General features: G+C 56.3%; 14 protein-coding genes. 9 read left to right on the forward strand and 5 right to left on the reverse strand.

Annotated features, from left to right (window positions below):
- Positions 1–61: 61 nt before the first annotated feature.
- Both NYE85_RS18740 and rlmKL read right to left on the reverse strand, forming a co-directional pair.
- On the reverse strand, positions 62–1,966 hold the full coding sequence (locus NYE85_RS18740; protein ID WP_259006198.1) for an ABC transporter ATP-binding protein: 1,905 nt from the start codon (positions 1,964–1,966) through the stop codon (positions 62–64).
- Positions 1,967–1,971: 5 nt separating this feature from the next.
- Positions 1,972–4,092 carry a bifunctional 23S rRNA (guanine(2069)-N(7))-methyltransferase RlmK/23S rRNA (guanine(2445)-N(2))-methyltransferase RlmL gene (rlmKL, locus tag NYE85_RS18745; protein ID WP_259006199.1) on the reverse strand — a complete coding sequence of 707 codons (2,121 nt, stop codon included), beginning with the start codon at positions 4,090–4,092 and terminating at the stop codon, positions 1,972–1,974.
- A 235-nt stretch (positions 4,093–4,327) separates the two neighbouring features.
- On the opposite strand from rlmKL, the gene NYE85_RS18750 reads away from it, so the two are divergent.
- Positions 4,328–5,431: a YcbX family protein gene (locus NYE85_RS18750; protein WP_259006200.1), complete on the forward strand. Its 1,104-nt coding sequence runs from the start codon at positions 4,328–4,330 to the stop codon at positions 5,429–5,431.
- On the opposite strand, the gene NYE85_RS18755 is transcribed toward NYE85_RS18750, so the two are convergent.
- Both NYE85_RS18755 and pyrD read right to left on the reverse strand, forming a co-directional pair.
- Entirely contained in the window at positions 5,432–5,980 is a 549-nt protein-coding gene (locus NYE85_RS18755; protein WP_004964723.1) for a cell division protein ZapC, read from the reverse strand.
- Positions 5,981–6,157: 177 nt separating this feature from the next.
- On the reverse strand, positions 6,158–7,168 hold the full coding sequence (gene pyrD / locus NYE85_RS18760; protein ID WP_259006201.1) for a quinone-dependent dihydroorotate dehydrogenase: 1,011 nt from the start codon (positions 7,166–7,168) through the stop codon (positions 6,158–6,160).
- 335 nt (positions 7,169–7,503) lie between these two features.
- On the opposite strand from pyrD, the gene ssuE reads away from it, so the two are divergent.
- Genes ssuE through ssuB form a run of 5 tightly spaced genes read left to right on the forward strand, consistent with a single transcriptional unit; the run spans position 7,504 to position 11,829 of the window.
- On the forward strand, positions 7,504–8,082 hold the full coding sequence (gene ssuE / locus NYE85_RS18765; protein ID WP_259006202.1) for an NADPH-dependent FMN reductase: 579 nt from the start codon (positions 7,504–7,506) through the stop codon (positions 8,080–8,082).
- Positions 8,083–8,108: 26 nt separating this feature from the next.
- A complete protein-coding gene (locus NYE85_RS18770; protein WP_259006203.1) occupies positions 8,109–9,083 on the forward strand; it encodes a sulfonate ABC transporter substrate-binding protein in 975 nt (324 codons plus the stop codon).
- A gap of 16 nt (positions 9,084–9,099) precedes the next feature.
- Entirely contained in the window at positions 9,100–10,248 is a 1,149-nt protein-coding gene (gene ssuD, locus NYE85_RS18775) for an FMNH2-dependent alkanesulfonate monooxygenase (RefSeq protein ID WP_259006204.1), read from the forward strand.
- A gap of 10 nt (positions 10,249–10,258) precedes the next feature.
- On the forward strand, positions 10,259–11,053 hold the full coding sequence (ssuC, locus tag NYE85_RS18780; RefSeq protein ID WP_259006205.1) for an aliphatic sulfonate ABC transporter permease SsuC: 795 nt from the start codon (positions 10,259–10,261) through the stop codon (positions 11,051–11,053).
- On the forward strand, positions 11,050–11,829 hold the full coding sequence (gene ssuB / locus NYE85_RS18785) for an aliphatic sulfonates ABC transporter ATP-binding protein (protein ID WP_259006206.1): 780 nt from the start codon (positions 11,050–11,052) through the stop codon (positions 11,827–11,829). Before ssuC ends, ssuB begins: the two co-directional genes overlap by 4 nt.
- A gap of 89 nt (positions 11,830–11,918) precedes the next feature.
- Here ssuB and pepN read toward each other — a convergent pair whose 3' ends face one another.
- Entirely contained in the window at positions 11,919–14,534 is a 2,616-nt protein-coding gene (pepN, locus tag NYE85_RS18790) for an aminopeptidase N (protein ID WP_259006207.1), read from the reverse strand.
- A gap of 718 nt (positions 14,535–15,252) precedes the next feature.
- Here pepN and pncB point away from each other — a divergent pair.
- From pncB to ompC, 3 genes are all read left to right on the forward strand, one after another.
- Positions 15,253–16,458 carry a nicotinate phosphoribosyltransferase gene (gene pncB / locus NYE85_RS18795; RefSeq protein WP_259006208.1) on the forward strand — a complete coding sequence of 402 codons (1,206 nt, stop codon included), beginning with the start codon at positions 15,253–15,255 and terminating at the stop codon, positions 16,456–16,458.
- 203 nt (positions 16,459–16,661) lie between these two features.
- Positions 16,662–18,062, forward strand: a complete 1,401-nt coding sequence (gene asnS / locus NYE85_RS18800) for an asparagine--tRNA ligase (RefSeq protein ID WP_259006209.1) — start codon at positions 16,662–16,664, stop codon at positions 18,060–18,062.
- A gap of 300 nt (positions 18,063–18,362) precedes the next feature.
- Positions 18,363–19,475, forward strand: a complete 1,113-nt coding sequence (gene ompC / locus NYE85_RS18805; protein WP_309600874.1) for a porin OmpC — start codon at positions 18,363–18,365, stop codon at positions 19,473–19,475.
- Positions 19,476–19,480 lie beyond the last annotated feature (5 nt).

Below are 19,480 nucleotides of genomic sequence, written 5' to 3' on the forward strand. Positions count from 1 at the left end.
CCCGACCTCAGGTCGATAGCACAAAATAGCCCGCAGCAGCGTGCGGGCACATTTATTTGTCTCAGGCGTTTTTCATCGCTTCCAGCTCTTCCCAGCGCGCAAAGGCTTCTTCCAGACGCCCTTCCGCCGCCGCCAAATCGGTCAATACCCGTTGCGTCTCCGCATGCGGCCGCGAGAAGAAGCTTGCATCGCCAACCTGCGCCTGCAATGCCTCAATCTCGGCTTCCAGCTGTTCCAGGCGTTGCGGTAATTGTTCCAGCTCGCGTAACAGGTTATAGCTCAGTTTGGCAGCAGGTTTCTTCGGTTGCTCGGTTTTTTTCTCTACCGGTTTGTTCTGACTCACCGGCGCGGCCTGACGAATCGGCTTGGCGGTCGCGCGCTGATGATGCGCATCGTAATAACCGCCGACGAAGGTACCGATCTCACCGTTGCCTTCGAAGATCCAGCACTCGGTAACAGAGTTATCAACGAACTGGCGATCGTGGCTGACCAGCAGCACCGTCCCCTGATAGCCGTCAATCAGCTCTTCCAACAGTTCCAGCGTTTCGACGTCCAAATCGTTGGTAGGTTCATCGAGGATCAGCAGATTGCTTGGTTTAAGGAACAGACGAGCCAGCAGCAGGCGATTGCGCTCGCCGCCGGACAGCGCCTTCACCGGCGTCATGGCGCGTTTCGGGTGGAACAGAAAGTCTTGCAGATAGCCCAGCACGTGTCGCGAGCGACCATTGACCATCACTTCCTGCTTGCCTTCGGCCAGGTTGTCCATCACCGTCCGCTCCGGATCCAGTTCGGCACGGTGCTGATCGAAGTAGGCCACTTCCAGTTTGGTGCCGCAGTGCACGCGGCCGCTGTCGGCTTTCAGCTGACCAAGCATCAGTTTCAGCAAGGTAGTTTTACCGCAGCCGTTCGGGCCAACCAGGGCAATTTTATCGCCGCGCTGCACCTGCGCAGAAAAATTGCGCACCAGCACTTTGCCGCCAACCTGATAATTGACGTCTTCCAGGTCAAACACAATCTTGCCGGAACGCACCGCTTCTTCCACCTGCATTTTGGCGGTACCCATCACTTCACGGCGTGCAGAGCGTTCGTTACGCAGCGCCTTCAGTGCGCGCACGCGCCCTTCGTTGCGGGTACGACGCGCCTTGATCCCCTGACGGATCCACACTTCTTCCTGCGCCAGCTTGCGATCGAACTCGGCGTTTTGCAGCTCCTCCACCCGTAGCGCTTCTTCTTTGCTGGTCAGATAGAGGTCATAGTCGCCCGGCCAGGAAACCAGTTTGCCGCGATCCAGATCGACAATGCGCGTCGCCATGTTGCGAATAAAGGAACGGTCGTGCGAAATAAACACAATGCTGCCCTGGAATTCCTTCAGGAAACCTTCCAGCCAGTCGATGGTTTCAATGTCCAGGTGGTTGGTCGGCTCATCCAGCAACAGCACGCGCGGAGAACTCACCAGCGCCCGACCCAATGCCGCCTTGCGCAGCCAGCCGCCGGACAGCGAGGAAAGCTGCGCATCGCCGTTCAGGCCCAGTTGAGCCAGCACTTCACCGATGCGGCTGTCGAGCTGCCACAGCCCCTGGTGATCGAGAATTTCCATAATCTGCGCCATGCGCGCCAGGTTCTTCTCGCTCGGATCGGTTTCCACCAGGTGCGAAATGGCGTGATAGGCTTTCAGATGTTCGGCCTGTTCCGCCACCCCTTCGGCAACGAAATCGAACACCGTACCACCAATGTTGCGCGGCGGATCCTGCTGCAGACGCGCCACGATCAGATCCTGCTCGTAAATCACCCGGCCGTCATCCAGCGGGATTTCCTTGCCAAGGATCTTGAGTAAAGTCGATTTGCCGGCGCCATTGCGCCCGACCAGACAAACGCGTTCGTTGTCTTCAATGTGAATTTCGGTGTTATCCAAAAGCGGCGCGTCGCTGAAAGACAGCCAGGCGCTGGACATGCTAATTAACGACATAGTAATTATTTTCCTTCGCCGGCATGGGTCACCAGCCAGCAGTTGTGAATCTGACGGTTGCGGGCAAAGTCCTGCGACAGCGTCTGGGCGGTAATTTCCTTCGCTTCCAGCCCCAGCGCCTGCAAACCGGCCTGATCCATCTGGAAACCGCGCTTGTTGTTCGAGAACATGATGGTCCCGTTGCGACGCAGCAACCGTTTCAAATCTTTCATCAGCGCGAGATGATCGCGCTGAACGTCAAAGGTGTTCTCCATACGCTTGGAGTTGGAGAACGTCGGCGGATCGATAAAGATCACGTCGAACTGTTCGTCGGCATTATGTAACCAAGACAGGCAATCGGCCTGTATCAAACGGTGCTGTCGCCCGGTCAGGCCATTGGCACGCAGGTTTTTCTCTGCCCACTCCAGATAGGTGCGCGACATATCCACCGTGGTGGTGCTGCGCGCGCCGCCCAGGCCGGCGTGCACGCTGGCGGTGCCGGTATAGGCGAACAGATTGAGGAAGTCCTTGCCCTTGCTCATCTCGCCGAGCATGCGGCGGGCAATACGGTGATCGAGGAACAGGCCAGTGTCAAGATAGTCGGTCAGGTTGACCCACAGCTTGGCGTTGTACTCTTCCACCAGCAAAAACTCTCCTTTCTGCGCCAGTTTTTCATACTGGTTTTTGCCCTTCTGCCGCTCGCGGGTTTTCAGCACCAGTTGGTTAGACGGCAAATCGAGCACCGCCAGCGTGGCGTTAATCACATCGAACAGACGCTGACGCGCCTTCTGCGCATCGACGGTTTTTGGCGGCGCGTACTCCTGCACCACCACTTTGCTGCCGTAGCGATCCACCGCCACGTTGTATTCCGGCAAATCGGCGTCATACAGGCGATAGCATTCAATGCCCTGCTGCCGCGCCCATTTATCCAGTTTCTTGAGATTTTTGCGCAAGCGGTTGGCGAAGTCCTCGGCCACCTGTAGGCCGCCGTTGCCCTGCGGATTGGCCGCCAGCTGGTAGTTCTTCTGCACGCAGTCCAACGGGCCATTTTTGGCCTTGAACTGGCGTTCGGCACGCAATTGCAGACAGCTCAACAGCTCTGGCGACGCACTGAACAACGACAGTTGCCAACCGCCAAAGGCGCTTTTCATAATGCGGCCAAGCATGTTGTGCAACGCAATCAATGCCGGTTCGCTTTCCAGACGTTCGCCGTAAGGCGGGTTGCTGACCACGGTACCGAACGGGCCTTCCGGCAGCGGATTGGTTACTTTGCTGACGTCGTTAACGTTAAAGGTGATCAATTCAGCGACGCCGGCACGCCGGGCGTTGGCGCGCGCCATCTCGATTACCCGACGGTCAATATCCGAACCAAAGAAGCGCGAGGTGGTATCTTGCAGGCCGCGCCGCGCGCGTACCTGGGCTTCAGTCACCGCTTCGCGCCACAGATCCGGCTTGTGGCCATGCCAGGCGCTGAACCCCCAGTGCTGACGGTGCAGACCAGGGGCACGATCCGCCGCGATCATCGCCGCTTCAATCAGCAGAGTGCCAGAACCGCACATCGGATCGAGCATTGGCGTTCCCGGCTGCCAACCGGAGCGCTGTACAATGGCGGCGGCGAGGTTTTCCTTCAGCGGCGCCTGGCCGGTGAGATCGCGGTAACCGCGCTGATGCAGGCCTTCACCACTCAGATCGAGCGCCACGCTGGCCATATCGCGCTGCAGGAACACGTTAATGCGGATGTCCGGCTGTTGCTTTGCCACCGTCGGACGACGGTCAATTTTGCGCGTGAAGCTGTCAACAATGGCATCTTTCACTTTCAGCGCCCCGTACTGGCTATTGCGGATCTCTTCGTTGACGCCGCTAAAATGCACGGCGAAGGTGCTTTCAACGTCAAAGATTTCCGTCCAGTCGATCGCCTGAACGCCAAGATAAAGGTCCAGATCGCTGTGCACGCGGAATTCATTCAGCGGCAGCAGAATGCGCGAAGCCAGGCGGCTCCACAGTAAACTTTGGTACAGAAGACGATCGTCACCCTGAAAATGTACCCCACCCTGCACCACTTTGCAGCCGTGAGCGCCAAGCCGTTCGAGTTCGCTTTTTAACAGTTCTTCCAGTCCACGCGCCGTGCTGGCAAACAGAGAGTTCATATCGTACTTATCACCAAAAAGAAAATTGTCGCGCATTATACCCTAAATAATCCGCGTTGCATTGAGGCGGCAGGGATGGGTGCGCCTATTACGCCAGCGCTTGACGCTGTCAGGAGGAGATGCGCCGGCGCTTCACCGCTCGCAAAGCTGCCGCTGGTTGCATAATCGCTATGGCTAAACCCCATCGCTTGTCATAAAGTTGCCTTTTTCCCTAATTAACAATAGGCAGATTAGGATGATCACGCTATCCAGGCTTTATATACATCCGGTTAAATCCATGCGTAGCTTACGGCTGTCGCATGCGCAGGTTGCCAGCCATGGCCTGGCGTTTGACCGCAGCTTTATGATCACCACGCCCGATGGCACCTTTATTACCGCCCGCCAATATCCGCAGATGGTGCTGTTCACGCCGGCCCTGCTGGCCGACGGTCTCTACCTGGCCGCGCCGGACGGCGCAAGTGCCACCGTTCGTTTCAGCGATTTCAGTGACGATGGGCAACCGACCGAAGTCTGGGGCAACCACTTTACTGCGCCCATTGCGCCGCCTGCGATCAACCAATGGCTCAGCGGCTATTTCCAGCGCGACGTACAGCTGCGCTGGCTGGGGCCGCAACTTAGCCGTCGGGTAAAAAAACACCCGGAAATCCCGCTGTCATTCGCCGACGGCTATCCGTTCCTGCTGATTAATGAAGGCTCATTCCACGATCTGCAGCAACGCTGCCCCGGCAGTATCAGACTGGAGCAGTTTCGCCCCAATCTGGTGGTCAGCGGCGCCAGCCCGTGGGCCGAAGACGGCTGGCAGGTGATCCGCGTTGGCGAGGTGATGTTCGATCTGGTCAAACCGTGCAGTCGCTGCGTATTGACCACCGTCAGCACCGAGCGTGGGCGCAGGCACCCGAGTGGTGAACCCTTGAGTACGCTGCAACAATTCCGCACGGCGGATAACGGTGATGTCGATTTCGGTCAAAACATGATTGCGCGCAACAGTGGCGTGATTCGCGTTGGCGACGCGCTAGAAGTATTATCAAGCAAACCGCCACGCCCGTATGGTGCAGGTGCGGTGGTCGAAAGCGTACAGGCGCCGCAGGACAATGCGCGGCAGGTGACCATTGACTACCAGGGAACGGTGTTCAGCGGGAATAATCAGCAAATTCTGTTGGAGCAGTTGGAACAGCAAGGGCTGCATATACCCTATTCTTGCCGGGCGGGTATCTGCGGCAGCTGTCGGTTGAAGCTGATCGGTGGCGAAGTGGCACCGCTGAAGAAAAGCGCGGTGGCGAATAACGGCACCATACTGTCTTGCAGCTGTATTCCTAAAACCGATGTCAAGCTAGCGTAATCATACCGCCCGATCGTAGGCAGGCGCGGCTGCGTTATCCTGCGAGCAGGGCTTGAGGCGATCGTGCATCACCTTGATGGCATCGCCAAGCACCATGGTACGGCCAGCCACTGACAGCTGATATTGCGCCAGCAGACACAGGCTGGCGTTGTCGCCGGCTTCCACCACCAGCAGGCGAGCGTCTTCGCCGCTTTCCATCACTTTGACCGCCGCCAGCTCGCCGTTTTTCGGCTGTAACGGAAAATGCTGCTGGGCGAAATGCCAGCTCTTGGGCATCAGGGGTTTTAGAAAACGGTACGCCACCAACGCATTTAGTACCAGCTCGGCCCGTTGTTCGTGACTGAGTTTGATTTGCTTACACTGTTCTTCATAAGTGAAATACAGTGCGGCGTCATCAACGCAAAATGCGCATTCGGCGAACGCGTCCGGGGTTAGCATTTTGGCCGGAAAGCGTGAACGAAAGATCATCCCATTGGCCAAATCGAGCATCAGCCGATCGTGTTCGGCGTCAAAATACCAACGCCAATTATCGTCAGGTTTTATCTTCATCGTTTATCCCTTTTCGCCACAAGCCAACGCCGTATTTACCCCAAAAGATGATTTTATCACCATAAAAGCCACTTAAACATCGGATAAATCTGCGAACGATATTTATGCTAACGGACAAAATATAGACGAGCCGGGGGAAGAAATAAACCCCCCCGGCAACAAATGAAAGGAAAAATATTAGATATGCGTAACGATATCTTTAATCAAACGTGGGCCGTGAAAGATAAATCCGGAATAAATTTGCACCAGCGTTGCCCCGGCCGCTATTTTTTCTCGTGCCGCGGTCAGAGAATCAATCCCGCCGACGCCGATAATAGGCAGCTTGCCTTGCAACTCCTGTGACAGTCGGCGGATCACTTCGGTACTGCGCGACTGTAAAGGACGGCCACTCAAGCCCCCCATTTGCTCACAGTAATTCAAGCCCTGCACCAGTTTGCGATCCAGCGTGGTATTGGTGGCAATAACGCCGTCAATATTATGGCGCAGCAAACTGTCTGCTATTTGGATCAATTCTTCTTCAGTAAGATCCGGCGCGATCTTTACCGCCACCGGCACATATTTGTGATGGCGCGCATGTAATTCTGCCTGCTTATTTTTAACTGCGGCTAAAAGATCGTCCAGCGCTTCACCATACTGCAAGGATCGTAGCCCTGGCGTATTTGGCGAGGAAATGTTGATCGCAATATAACCGGCATACGGATAAACTTTATCCATGCAGATCAGATAATCGTCTTTGCCCTGTTCAACCGGCGTATCTTTATTCTTGCCGATATTAATCCCCAGAATGCCACCAAAATGGGAACGTTTGACGTTTTCAACCAGGTTATCCACGCCGCGGTTGTTGAACCCCATGCGGTTGATCAGCCCTTCGGCCTCAACGATGCGGAACAGGCGCGGCTTGTCATTGCCCGACTGCGGGCGCGGCGTTACGGTCCCGACTTCGATAAAGCCAAATCCCATCGCGCCCAGGGCATCTATACATTCACCGTCTTTATCCAGACCGGCAGCCAAGCCCAACGGATTTTTAAACGACAGCCCCATGCAGCTCACCGGCTTGGTCGGCACCGATTGGCGGACCAGAAATGCTAATGGACTGCCGGTTACACGACGCAGCTGGCGAAAGGTCAATTCATGTGCTCGCTCTGGATCGAGCTGGAACAACGCTTTCCTGATGAGGGGGTAGTACATGTACGCTCCTGATTTCCCGGTGATGACCAGCATGCTTCACGCTGTGTGTTTGTTGGTCGCCCACCCTACCCGCGTCGCCTGCCTGCGGTTGGGTAGCGTTGCAAACCGGGGGCGTATTATCCGGGATCCCCTGGGTAATTGGAATTGATTAAACGCAAAAAAGGTCTTTTTTACGCAACCGTTTCCCTGCCGCCGTAGGTTGCGCCGCCAATGCACATTTGCGCATAACAAAAGCAAAAAATGAGATTTAAACAACGCGCGTCTTTGCTGTTAGTTTTAGAACGCTTACCGATAATTTATTAATTAAACCTAACTTTTAGTTATAAGGAGTGGTCATGCGCGTTATATCACTGGCTGGCAGCCCACGCATTCCATCACGTTCTGCGGCGTTGCTGGCGCTCAGCCAGCATTGGTTACAACAACAAGGCGTGGACGTCGTCGCGTATAACCTGCATGACTTTGACGCCGACGATCTGCTGTATGCCAACTTCGCCAGCCCGGCGGTAAAGGCCTTTGCCGAACAGCTGGCGCAAGCTGACGGCCTGTTGATCGCCACGCCGGTGTACAAAGCCTCATTCTCCGGCGCGTTGAAAACCCTGCTGGATCTGCTGCCTGAGCGTGCACTTGAGCACAAGGTGGTATTGCCACTGGCCACCGGCGGCTCGGTTGGCCACATGCTGGCAGTGGACTATGCGCTCAAGCCGGTACTGGCGGCGCTGAAAGCACAGGAAGTGCTGCATGGGGTATTCGCCGATGACAGCCAGATCGCGCTGAACGGCAGTGAGGCAACGCTGACAGCAAGCGTTTCCCTGCGGCTGGAAGAAGCGCTGGAGAGTTTTTATCTGGCGCTAGGCCGCCGCAAGCCGCCCACGCTCAAGGCCAAGTCGGCGTTACTGACCGGGCAAACCGCATAAAGCCGATACAATAATCAGGAGTAATGATGAAGCGATTTTCTTCCCTACGCCGCTGGCTTGGCGGCGCCCCCCTGGCCGGGCTGCTGGCACTGGCAACAACCAGCTTCGCGGCCGCAGCACCGCAAAATGAACCGCAGCAGTTGCGTATCGGTTACCAAAAGGGCTCGGTTAGCCTGGTATTGGCCAAAACCCACCAGATGCTTGAGCAGCGTTTCCCCAAGGTCAACATCAGTTGGGTAGAATTCCCCGCAGGCCCGCAAATGCTTGAAGCATTGAACGTTGGCAGCATCGATTTGGGCAGCACCGGCGATATACCGCCGATCTTTGCCCAGGCGGCCGGCGCCGATCTGCTGTACGTCGGCGTCGAGCCGGCAAAACCGAAGGCAGAAGTGATTCTGGTGCCGGAAAACAGCCCAATCAAAGACGTCGCCGAACTGAAGGGCCGCAAGGTTGCCTTCCAGAAAGGCTCCAGCTCGCACAATCTGCTGCTACGGGCGTTACAGCGCGCCGGCCTGAAGTTCACCGATATTCAGCCGGTGTATCTGACGCCGGCCGATGCTCGCGCCGCCTTCCAGCAAGGCAACGTAGACGCCTGGGCGATTTGGGATCCCTATTATTCTGCCGCGTTATTGCAAGGCGGCGTGAAGGTACTGGTCGACGGCAGCAATCTCAACCAGACCGGTTCGTTCTATCTGGCAGCGCGTCCCTATGCCGAAGCCCATGGTTCCTTTATTCAACAGATATTGAACGTGCTGACGCAGGCCGATGCTCTCACCCGCAGCGATCGGGCACAAAGCGTCACATTGCTGTCCAGGGCGATGGGACTGCCGGAACCGGTGATTGCCACCTATCTGGAGCATCGCCCACCAACGGCGATCGCCCAGCTCAGCCCGCAAATCATCAAAGCACAACAGCAGACCGCCGATCTGTTCTATGCCAACCGTCTGGTACCGATCAAGGTCGATATTTCGCAACGCGTCTGGCTGCCCAGCGCCCAGTGATACAGGAGAATAAATCATGAGTCTGAACGTTTTCTGGTTTTTGCCCACCCACGGGGACGGCCATTATCTGGGTACTTCCGAAGGTGCCCGCAGCGTCGATTACGGTTATTTGCAGCAGATCGCCCAAGCGGCGGATCGACTGGGCTTTGGCGGGGTACTGATCCCAACAGGGCGTTCCTGCGAGGATTCTTGGCTGGTGGCCGCCTCGCTGATCCCGGTCACCCAGCGGCTGAAGTTTCTGGTGGCACTGCGCCCCGGCATTATTTCACCGACCCTGGCGGCACGTCAGGCCGCCACGCTGGATCGGCTTTCCAACGGTCGTGCGCTGTTCAATCTGGTAACCGGCGGCGATCCCGAAGAGCTGGCAGCCGAAGGGCTGCACCTGGACCATGAGCAACGCTATGAAGCTTCAGCGGAATTCACCCATATCTGGCGCAAGGTGCTGGAAGGCGAAACCGTTGATTATCAGGGCAAGCATATTCAGGTTAAGGGGGCCAAACTGCTGTTCCCGCCGGTGCAGCAGCCACGACCGCCGCTGTATTTCGGTGGATCCTCTGAGGCCGCGCAAGATCTGGCAGCCGATCAGGTTGAACTGTACCTGACCTGGGGCGAACCGCCGGCCCAGGTCAGGGAAAAACTGGAGCAGGTGCGCGCCAAAGCGGCGGCGAAAGGCCGCAAGGTACGTTTCGGCATTCGGCTGCACGTCATCGTGCGTGAAACCACCGAGGAGGCCTGGCGCGCCGCCGATCGGCTGATCGCCAATCTGGACGAACAGACCATCGCCGATGCGCAACAAGCCTTTGCCCGCTTTGACTCGGTCGGTCAACGACGCATGGCAGAACTGCACGGCGGCAAAAAAGACAATCTGGAAATCAGCCCCAATCTGTGGGCCGGCGTCGGTCTGGTTCGCGGCGGGGCAGGCACCGCACTGGTCGGCGACGGCCCGACGGTCGCGGCGCGCATACAGGAATATGCCGATCTGGGTATCGATACTTTTATTCTGTCCGGTTATCCGCATCTGGAAGAGGCCTATCGCGTCGGCGAACTGCTGTTCCCACACCTGGATTTGACCAACAACGAAGCACCAACGCCATTGCGCGCGGTCAAGGCGCAGGGTGAAGCGATTGCGAATATTTACGTGCCGCGGAAGGCGGCCCAGAGCTGAGGATCGCCCCATGGCAAACAATATACAACGTCTGCTATACCGCCTGGCACCCTGGGCACTGCCGGTAGCACTAGTCGCATTCTGGCAGCTTTCGGTCGACGTCGGCTGGCTGTCGAACCGCATTCTACCAGCCCCCAGCGCCGTGATCGGTGCCTTCTGGATGCTGACTAAAAGCGGCGAGCTATGGCAACACCTGACCATCAGCAGCTGGCGCGCGTTTATCGGCTTTAGCATCGGCGGCAGTCTTGGTCTGGTGCTGGGCTTTATTACCGGTCTGTCACGCTGGGGAGAACGGCTATTGGACAGTTCGGTGCAAATGATCCGTAACGTGCCGCATCTGGCCCTGATCCCGCTGGTGATCCTGTGGTTTGGTATTGATGAGTCCGCCAAGATTTTTCTGGTCGCGCTGGGCACCCTGTTCCCGATCTACCTGAATACCTATCACGGCATCAAAAATATCGATCGCGGCCTGCTGGAGATGGCTCGCAGTTACGGTCTCAGCGGTTTCCGGCTGTTCACCCAGGTGGTACTGCCCGGAGCCTTGCCGTCGATTATGGTTGGCGTGCGTTTTGCGCTCGGCTTTATGTGGTTGACGCTGATCGTCGCCGAAACCATTTCCGCCAATTCCGGCATTGGCTATCTGGCGATGAACGCCCGCGAGTTCCTGCAAACCGACATCGTGGTGGTGGCGATCGTGCTGTATGCCGTGCTCGGCAAACTGGCGGATCTCAGCGCCCAGTTGCTTGAGCGCGTCTGGCTGCGCTGGCACCCGGCCTATCAACTGAAACACGGAGAAGCACCATGACGACGACGCCCACCCGCATTCCCCAAGGTACGCCGGTCACACTGCAATCCATCGAGAAACGTTATGGAAACCGCACGGTATTGGAAAATGTGCAACTGCGCATTACCGCCGGGCAATTCGTCGCGGTGGTAGGACGCAGCGGCTGCGGAAAAAGCACGCTGCTACGCCTGCTGGCCGGGCTGGAAAAAGCCAGCAGCGGCGAGCTGTTGACCGGTAACAACGCCCCGCTCGACAGTGCCCGGGATGATACCCGATTAATGTTCCAGGACGCCCGGCTGCTACCGTGGAAAAAGATCATCGATAACGTCGGACTCGGTTTACACGGCGACTGGCGTGAAGATGCGCAACAGGCACTGGAAACGGTAGGACTGGCCGATCGCGCTCATGAATGGCCAGCCGCGCTGTCCGGCGGACAAAAGCAACGCGTCGCGCTGGCACGTGCGCTGATCCACCGCCCGCGTCTGCTGCTGCTGGATGAGCCTCTGGGCGCACTCGATGCATTAACGCGTATTGAAATGCAGGGACTGATCGAAAGCCTGTGGCAACAGCATGGCTTTACCGTGCTGCTGGTGACCCACGACGTCAGTGAGGCGATCGCCTTGGCCGATCGAGTGCTACTGATTGAGGAAGGCCGGATTGGGCTGGATTTGACCATCGATCTGCCGCGTCCACGCCGTAAGGGATCGGCGAAGTTGGCGGAACTCGAAGCACAGGTACTGGAACGGGTATTGTCACCGCCGGCGGCGCACCAGTTCCCGCGGCACGCAGCGAATTGAAACATCGGCCATTGTCATCAATAAAAAATGCCGTTCAGGGTTAACCGAACGGCATTTTTACTCTCAATCAGGCCACAGGGTGGCGTCGATCAGGCATCCAGCGCCTTGCTGATCTTCTCAAACAGATCGCCAGACAGGTTTGGCAGCGCCTTCAACTGCTCCAACGCCTGGCGCATCAGCGCCTCACGCCCGCTATCGTACCGCTTGAGGCGGATCAACGGTTCGATCAAACGCGCTGCCACCTGCGGATTGCGGGTGTTCAGATCGCTGAGGATTTCTACCAGGAACTGATAGCCGCTACCGTCTACGGCGTGGAACGCCGATGGATTGGCTGCGGCAAAGGCGCCCACCAGCGAACGGGTACGGTTCGGGTTGCTCAGGCTGAACGAACGATGTTGCAGCAGGCTGCGCACCGTGGCAAGTACGTTGGCGTCCGGGCTGGTAGCTTGTAGCGCAAACCATTTGTCCATTACCAGACCATCCTGATGCCAACGCTCGTCGAACGCGGCCATCAACGCATCACGACACGGTAACTGCGCCGCCACCGCCGCTGCCAGTGCCGCCAGCGAATCGGTCATGTTATCGGCGTGCTTGAACTGTTCAGCCACCAGGCTATCCGCCTGTTGCACATCACCAAAGGCCAGGTAGTGCAGACAGGTATTACGCAGCGCACGTTTGGCGATGTCGCCATGTTCGACCCGATAGCCGTCGGTCTTGTTGTGGTGATAGACCGCCAGCCATTCGTCGGCCATTTCTTGCGCCAGGCAGCGGGTTATGGCCTCATGCACCGCCGCGATCGCGCTCGGATCGATGACCGTAAACAGCTCGGCGATTTCACTTTCTGACGGCAGGGTCAGGATCTGCGCCGCCAGTGCCGGATCCAGTTTCTCATCCAGCAGCACCGCGCGGAACGCGTCGGCCACGTGCAGTGGCAAGCTGAGCGGCTGCTTCTGCTGATATTTGGCGACGTTCAGTTTGATGTAGGTGGCCAGCAGGCTCTGCGCGGCATCCCAACGGGCAAAATCGTTACGCGCATGCTGCATCAGGAAGGTCAGCTGCTTGTCGCTGTAGGTATAATCCAGCTTCACCGGCGCCGAGAATTCACGCAGCAGCGAAGGTACCGGCGGATGCTCAACGCCATCAAAGACAAAAGTCTGTTCCGCTTCGGTCACGTTCAATACATTGTTAACCGGCAGGCCATCTTTCTGCAGCGCAATCACCTGCCCTTCACTGTCATACAGTTCGATGTTCAACGGAATATGCAGCGGCAGCTTCTCAGGTTGATCGGCGGTCGGCGCCGTGTGCTGGCCGACGTGCAGACGATACTGCTGATGCTCGGCGTTGTATTCGTCCCGCACCGTCAGCGTTGGCGTGCCGGATTGGCTGTACCAACGACGGAACAGCGACAGATCGACGTTGGAGGCGTCTTCCATCGCCTGCACAAAATCATCGCAGGTGGCCGCGCTGCCATCGTGACGTTCAAAATACAGCTGCATGCCCTTTTGGAAATTCTGCTCACCCAGCAGGGTATGCATCATGCGGATCACTTCCGACCCTTTCTCATACACCGTCAGGGTGTAGAAGTTGTTCATTTCGATCACTTTGTCCGGGCGAATGGCATGTGCCATCGGGCTGGCGTCTTCGGCAAACTGCGCGCCGCGCATCACCCGCACGTTGTCGATACGGTTTACCGCCCGTGACCCCAGATCCGAACTGAACTCCTGATCGCGGAACACCGTCAGCCCCTCTTTCAGGCTGAGCTGGAACCAGTCGCGACAGGTTACCCGGTTGCCGGTCCAGTTATGGAAATACTCGTGGCCAATCACCGCTTCAATGTTCAAATAGTCCTTATCGGTGGCCGTTTCGGCCTTCGCCAGCACATATTTAGAGTTAAAAATATTTAACCCTTTGTTTTCCATCGCGCCCATATTAAAGAAATCCACCGCGACGATCATATAGATGTCGAGGTCGTATTCCAGACCGAAACGGGTTTCGTCCCATTTCATGGCGTTTTTCAGCGAAGTCATCGCCCAGTCGGCGCGATCCAGATTACCGCGATCGACAAACAGTTCCAGCGCCACCTGACGGCCGGAACGGGTAATGAAGCTGTCCTGCAGCACGTCGAAATCGCCGGCCACCAGCGCAAACAGATAGCACGGCTTGGGGAACGGATCCTGCCATTTTACCCAGTGGCGGCCGTCAGCCAGTTCGCCCTGATCGATGCGGTTGCCGTTGGACAACAGGAACGGATAACGCTGTTTGTCCGCCACGATACGGGTGGTGAAACGCGCCAACACGTCGGGGCGATCGAGATAATAGGTAATGTGTCGGAAGCCTTCGGCTTCACACTGGGTACACAAGGCCTCACCAGACAGATACAACCCTTCCAGCGCGCTGTTTTTTGCCGGATGAATATCGTTGACGATAGTCATGGTGAATTGCTCTGGAAGCTCGTCAATATGCAGTTGGTTATCCTGAATGCGGTAGGCGCTCCACGGCTGCCCATCGATCTGCAGGCTCACCAGCGTCAGATCTTCCCCGTCCAGTACCAGTGACGCACCGGCCGCACCCTGGCGCTTGAGCTGACTAACGGCGGTCACGCGCGTGGTTTCCGCATGCAGTTCAAAGTCCAGATCAATGTCGGTAATGGTGTAATCCGGCGCGCGATAATCGTGGCGATACTTCGCCTGTGGCTGTTGTGTCATACAAACCCTTTGACGTCTCAGTGAGTTACAGGTGGCGGGCCGACGCCTGGCCGCTCGGCGTGGCGGCAGCGGCGTACGGGAGCCCCGCGGGCCCGATTGTGAATAAACTGTATCACAGCCACAAAAAAAACCCAGAGACGACCCGCGGTGGCAAGCAGAAATTAGAAGCGGATCATCATTCATCATCCGCCAGCCAGCGGTGTCATCGGCACTCTGCGCAATATGCAGCATTTAATGTCGCAATGATGACGGTGCCAGAGCCCCCCGCAACGGCATGGCAGCGATGTTGCGTCTCAGCACAAAAAATGCCGCGCCGGTAAGGCGGATAAAATCAGTTGTTTAAAATAATTAACCTTATAATTTCTATCGCTAATTCGACTAAGTTCCTCACTTTATTGGTTTATCTGGCTTTTACTTTTGCTGCTGCGGCGGCGTGCCCGGCAAGCGCACGTTTAATCCTCGACCCTGTGCGGTAATTTATGGTGTGATGGCGCTTCAATAACAGGATAATCCGGGTATACTCCTCGCTCTTTTGTGAGCATACCCCATGACGCAAGCAGCTTCGCGACAGCGGGCGGATCCTCAAAGGCACGGCTCAGGCCGTGACCAGGGTAAACGCAGCGATCGCCTCTCTTCTCTATATAGAGAGATAGCGTTTGAAACATGATGGGTATATCCAGATTTGGACACGCGCCTGACGAGGATGCTGTAACGCGCTATGACTCAATACGCCTCCCCGATTTTGACATCACTGCTTGATACTGATGCCTACAAGCTTCATATGCAGCAAGCAGTGTTCCATCGCTATCCCGCGATCACCGTCGCGGCGGAGTTCCGCTGCCGCGGAGACGAGCTGCTGGGTGAATATGCCGACGAGATCCGTGCGCAAGTCGCGCTGATGAGCCAGTTGGCACTGACCGATGCCGAATACCAGTATCTGTCCGGTTTGCCGTTTTTCCGCCAGGATTATCTAAACTGGCTGCGCAACTTCCGCTATGACCCGCAGCAGGTCAGCATTGATGACCGCGATGGACACCTGCAAATCCGTATTGCCGGGCCATGGCGTGAAGTGATCATGTGGGAAGTTCCCTTGCTGGCGGTAATAAGCGAAGTAGTGCATCGTCACCGCTCCCCGCAGGTGACGCCGGACGAGGCGGTCGTGCAATTGCGTGCCAAGCTGGCACAGTTCAAGCAGCTGGCCGGTGATCTGGACATCTCCCGGTTCAAACTGATGGACTTTGGTACCCGCCGGCGCTTCTCGCAAGAGGTACAGCAGACGATCGTCAGTACGTTAAAACAGGAATTTCCTTATCTCGTCGGCACCAGTAACTACGATTTGGCGCACCGGCTAGACCTGACGCCGGTCGGTACCCAGGCGCACGAATGGTTCCAGGCGCATCAGCAGATCAGCCCGGTGCTGGCCAATAGCCAACGCGCTGCGCTGCAAGCCTGGCTGGATGAATACCCGGATCAGCTGGGCGTTGCGCTCACCGACTGCATCACCATGGACGCTTTCCTGCGCGATTTCGGTCCGCAGTTTGCCGAACGCTATCAGGGGCTGCGCCACGACTCGGGCGATCCGTTTGAATGGGGCGAAAAAGCCATCGCCCATTACCAGAAGCTCGGCATCGATCCGATGCGTAAAACGCTGGTGTTTTCCGATAATCTGGATTTGAACAAAGCGCTGGCGCTGTATCGCCACTTTTATCAGCGCATCAATCTGGTGTTCGGCATCGGCACCCGCCTCACCTGCGATATTCCCGACGTCAAGCCGTTGAATATCGTCATCAAACTGGTGGAGTGTAAAGGCAAACCGGTCGCCAAGCTGTCTGACAGCCCGGGCAAGACCATTTGCCAGGACCAGGCGTTTGTCAAGGCACTGCGCAAGGCCTTTGACTTGCCGCTGGTGAAAAAGGCCAGTTGAAGTACCGCCGGCTGACCCCGTCACGCCGGCTTTTTCCTGCTTCTTTAGTCACTGCATCAACGCCATCGCCGAAGTGCAAGAAATGTTGCACCAATCTGGTGATTTCTGCTTGTGCTCTGCACCGCGGCAAGTAACATAGTCTCATCCCCATTTTCTTGGGTGGTAAGCTATTTCTTCATCAAATCAATTAAAGAGAGAAATCTATGAGCGTAGTGCCTGTATGCGACGTGCTGCAAGGGCGTGCTGCGGTTGACAGTGAAGTCACCGTGCGCGGCTGGGTACGTACCCGGAGAGATTCTAAAGCTGGTATCTCCTTCCTCGCCGTTTATGACGGCTCCTGCTTTGATCCGTTACAGGCCGTCGTTAATAATTCTCTGCCGAATTATCAGGATGAAGTGTTGCACCTGACGACCGGTTGTTCGGTTGAAGTGACCGGCAAGGTAGTGGCCTCCCCTGGCGAAGGCCAGAGCTTTGAGCTGCAAGCGACCGCCATCAAGGTGGTCGGCTGGGTGGACGATCCGGATACCTATCCAATGGCTGCCAAGCGTCACAGCATTGAGTATCTGCGCGAAGTGGCCCACCTGCGCCCACGCACCAACCTGATCGGCGCAGTCGCACGCGTACGCCATACGCTGGCGCAGGCGATCCATCGTTTCTTCCATGAAAACGGCTATTTTTGGGTATCCACGCCGCTGATTACCGCGTCCGATACCGAAGGTGCCGGCGAAATGTTCCGCGTCTCCACGCTGGATCTGGAAAACCTGCCGCGCGACGATAAGGGCGCTGTCGACTTCAGCCAGGACTTCTTCGGTAAAGAGGCCTTCCTGACCGTTTCCGGCCAGTTGAACGGCGAAACCTACGCCTGTGCGTTGTCAAAAGTTTACACTTTCGGCCCAACTTTCCGTGCGGAAAACTCCAACACCAGCCGTCACCTGGCCGAGTTCTGGATGATTGAACCGGAAGTGGCCTTCGCCTCGCTGGATGACGTCGCCGGCCTGGCGGAAAGCATGCTGAAGTATGTCTTCCAGGCCGTGCTTGATGAACGTGCCGATGATATGCAGTTCTTTGCAGAGCGGGTAGATAAAGACGCGGTTGAACGTCTGAAACGCTTTGTTACCTCTGATTTTGCCCAGGTTGATTACACCGACGCCGTCGAGATCCTGCTGGCGTCCGGTCAAACCTTTGAAAACCCGGTGTCCTGGGGCATTGATCTGTCATCTGAACACGAGCGTTATCTGGCCGAGAAACACTTCAAGGCACCGGTAGTGGTCAAGAATTATCCGAAGGACATCAAGGCCTTCTATATGCGTATGAACGAAGACGGCAAAACCGTCGCGGCGATGGATGTTCTGGCACCGGGAATCGGCGAAATCATCGGCGGATCGCAGCGTGAAGAACGCCTTGACGTGCTCGATCAGCGTCTGGAAGAGATGGGTCTGAACAAGGAAGACTACTGGTGGTATCGCGATCTCCGCCGTTACGGCACCGTTCCGCACTCCGGTTTCGGCCTCGGTTTTGAACGTTTAATCGCCTATGTGACCGGCGTGCAGAACGTTCGTGATGTGATTCCATTCCCGCGCACGCCACGAAACGCCAGCTTCTAATTAACGACGCTAAACAGTTTCGACACCATTTTGTTACAAAACAAAGGCCAGCATCGCTGGCCTTTCGCATTTTTTATTATTGACCTGCGTCACAAAGTTCCCTTTCATTAATATTTAGTTACACATTGTTTCCCATTGAAACCTGATTACGATATTAGTAGCATTTTCGTTCTAGATTAACCCGACGGTGAATGGAACACTGCGTGCAGACACAGGACGACACCAATCTATCAACAATAGTTCCAAAAGAATTATTGGCGGCAGTGGCAAGGTGTCCGAATAACACCAATGAGGGTAATAATGATGAAGCGCAACATTCTTGCAGTGGTAATTCCAGCTCTGTTGGCTGCTGGTGCAGCAAACGCAGCTGAGATCTATAACAAAGACGGCAACAAGCTGGATCTGTACGGTAAAGTTGACGGCCTGCACTACTTCTCTGACAGCAAAGGCGACGACGGCGACCAATCTTACGTTCGTTTCGGCTTCAAAGGTGAAACCCAGATTACTGACCAACTGACCGGTTACGGCCAGTGGGAATACAACGTGCAAGCTAACCACGCTGAATCTCAAGGCACCGAAGGCACCAAGACTCGTCTGGGCTTCGCAGGTCTGAAATTCGCTGATTACGGTTCATTCGATTACGGCCGTAACTACGGCGTTCTGTATGACGTAGAAGGCTGGACCGATATGCTGCCAGAGTTCGGCGGCGATACTTACACCGTTACCGACAACTTTATGACCGGCCGTACCAACGGCGTTGCGACTTATCGTAACAACAACTTCTTCGGTCTGGTTGACGGCTTGAACTTTGCTGCTCAGTACCAGGGCAAAAACGAAAACGACGGTCGCGCGCTGAAGAAACAAAACGGCGACGGTTGGGGCCTGTCTTCTACCTATGACATCCTGGATTCCGGCGTGAGCGTGGGTGCGGCATACGCATCTTCCGACCGTACCGATGCCCAGACCCGCAACTCTACCGCTGGCGGCGACAAGGCTGATGCATGGACCGTGGGCGCGAAATACGACGCCAACAACGTGTACCTGGCAGCCATGTACTCTGAAACCCGTAACATGACTCCTTACGGCGAAGCGTCCAACGCCATCGCTAACAAAACCCAGAACTTCGAAGTCACCGCACAGTACCAGTTCGACTTCGGTCTGCGTCCAGAAGTGTCTTACCTGCAGTCCAAAGGCAAGCAACTGGCTGGCCGTTCTGCTAACAACGCAACCTTCAATGGCGGCGATGCGGATCTGGTTAAATACGTTTCTGTAGGTACCACCTACTACTTCAACAAAAACATGTCTACCTACGTTGATTACAAAATCAACCTGCTGGACGACAACGAATTCACCAAAGCCAACGCCATCTCTACCGACGACGTTGTTGCTGTTGGTCTGGTTTACCAGTTCTAATTCGT

It is taken from the genome of Serratia sp. AKBS12 (assembly GCF_024793895.1).
In the GTDB taxonomy this organism is placed as follows: domain Bacteria; phylum Pseudomonadota; class Gammaproteobacteria; order Enterobacterales; family Enterobacteriaceae; genus Serratia_F.

Bases quoted from the DNA above. Each gene is read 5' to 3' on its own strand.
- NYE85_RS18750 (WP_259006200.1), top strand. From the start codon at position 4,328: ATGATCACGCTATCCAGGCTTTATATACATCCGGTTAAATCCATGCGT.
- NYE85_RS18770 (WP_259006203.1), top strand. From the start codon at position 8,109: ATGAAGCGATTTTCTTCCCTACGCCGCTGGCTTGGCGGCGCCCCCCTG.
- NYE85_RS18740 (WP_259006198.1), bottom strand. From the start codon at position 1,966: ATGTCGTTAATTAGCATGTCCAGCGCCTGGCTGTCTTTCAGCGACGCG.
- asnS (WP_259006209.1), top strand. From the start codon at position 16,662: ATGAGCGTAGTGCCTGTATGCGACGTGCTGCAAGGGCGTGCTGCGGTT.
- NYE85_RS18755 (WP_004964723.1), bottom strand. From the start codon at position 5,980: ATGAAGATAAAACCTGACGATAATTGGCGTTGGTATTTTGACGCCGAA.
- pncB (WP_259006208.1), top strand. From the start codon at position 15,253: ATGACTCAATACGCCTCCCCGATTTTGACATCACTGCTTGATACTGAT.
- ssuB (WP_259006206.1), top strand. From the start codon at position 11,050: ATGACGACGACGCCCACCCGCATTCCCCAAGGTACGCCGGTCACACTG.
- ssuD (WP_259006204.1), top strand. From the start codon at position 9,100: ATGAGTCTGAACGTTTTCTGGTTTTTGCCCACCCACGGGGACGGCCAT.
- ssuE (WP_259006202.1), top strand. From the start codon at position 7,504: ATGCGCGTTATATCACTGGCTGGCAGCCCACGCATTCCATCACGTTCT.
- ompC (WP_309600874.1), top strand. From the start codon at position 18,363: ATGATGAAGCGCAACATTCTTGCAGTGGTAATTCCAGCTCTGTTGGCT.
- pepN (WP_259006207.1), bottom strand. From the start codon at position 14,534: ATGACACAACAGCCACAGGCGAAGTATCGCCACGATTATCGCGCGCCG.
- pyrD (WP_259006201.1), bottom strand. From the start codon at position 7,168: ATGTACTACCCCCTCATCAGGAAAGCGTTGTTCCAGCTCGATCCAGAG.
- rlmKL (WP_259006199.1), bottom strand. From the start codon at position 4,092: ATGAACTCTCTGTTTGCCAGCACGGCGCGTGGACTGGAAGAACTGTTA.
- ssuC (WP_259006205.1), top strand. From the start codon at position 10,259: ATGGCAAACAATATACAACGTCTGCTATACCGCCTGGCACCCTGGGCA.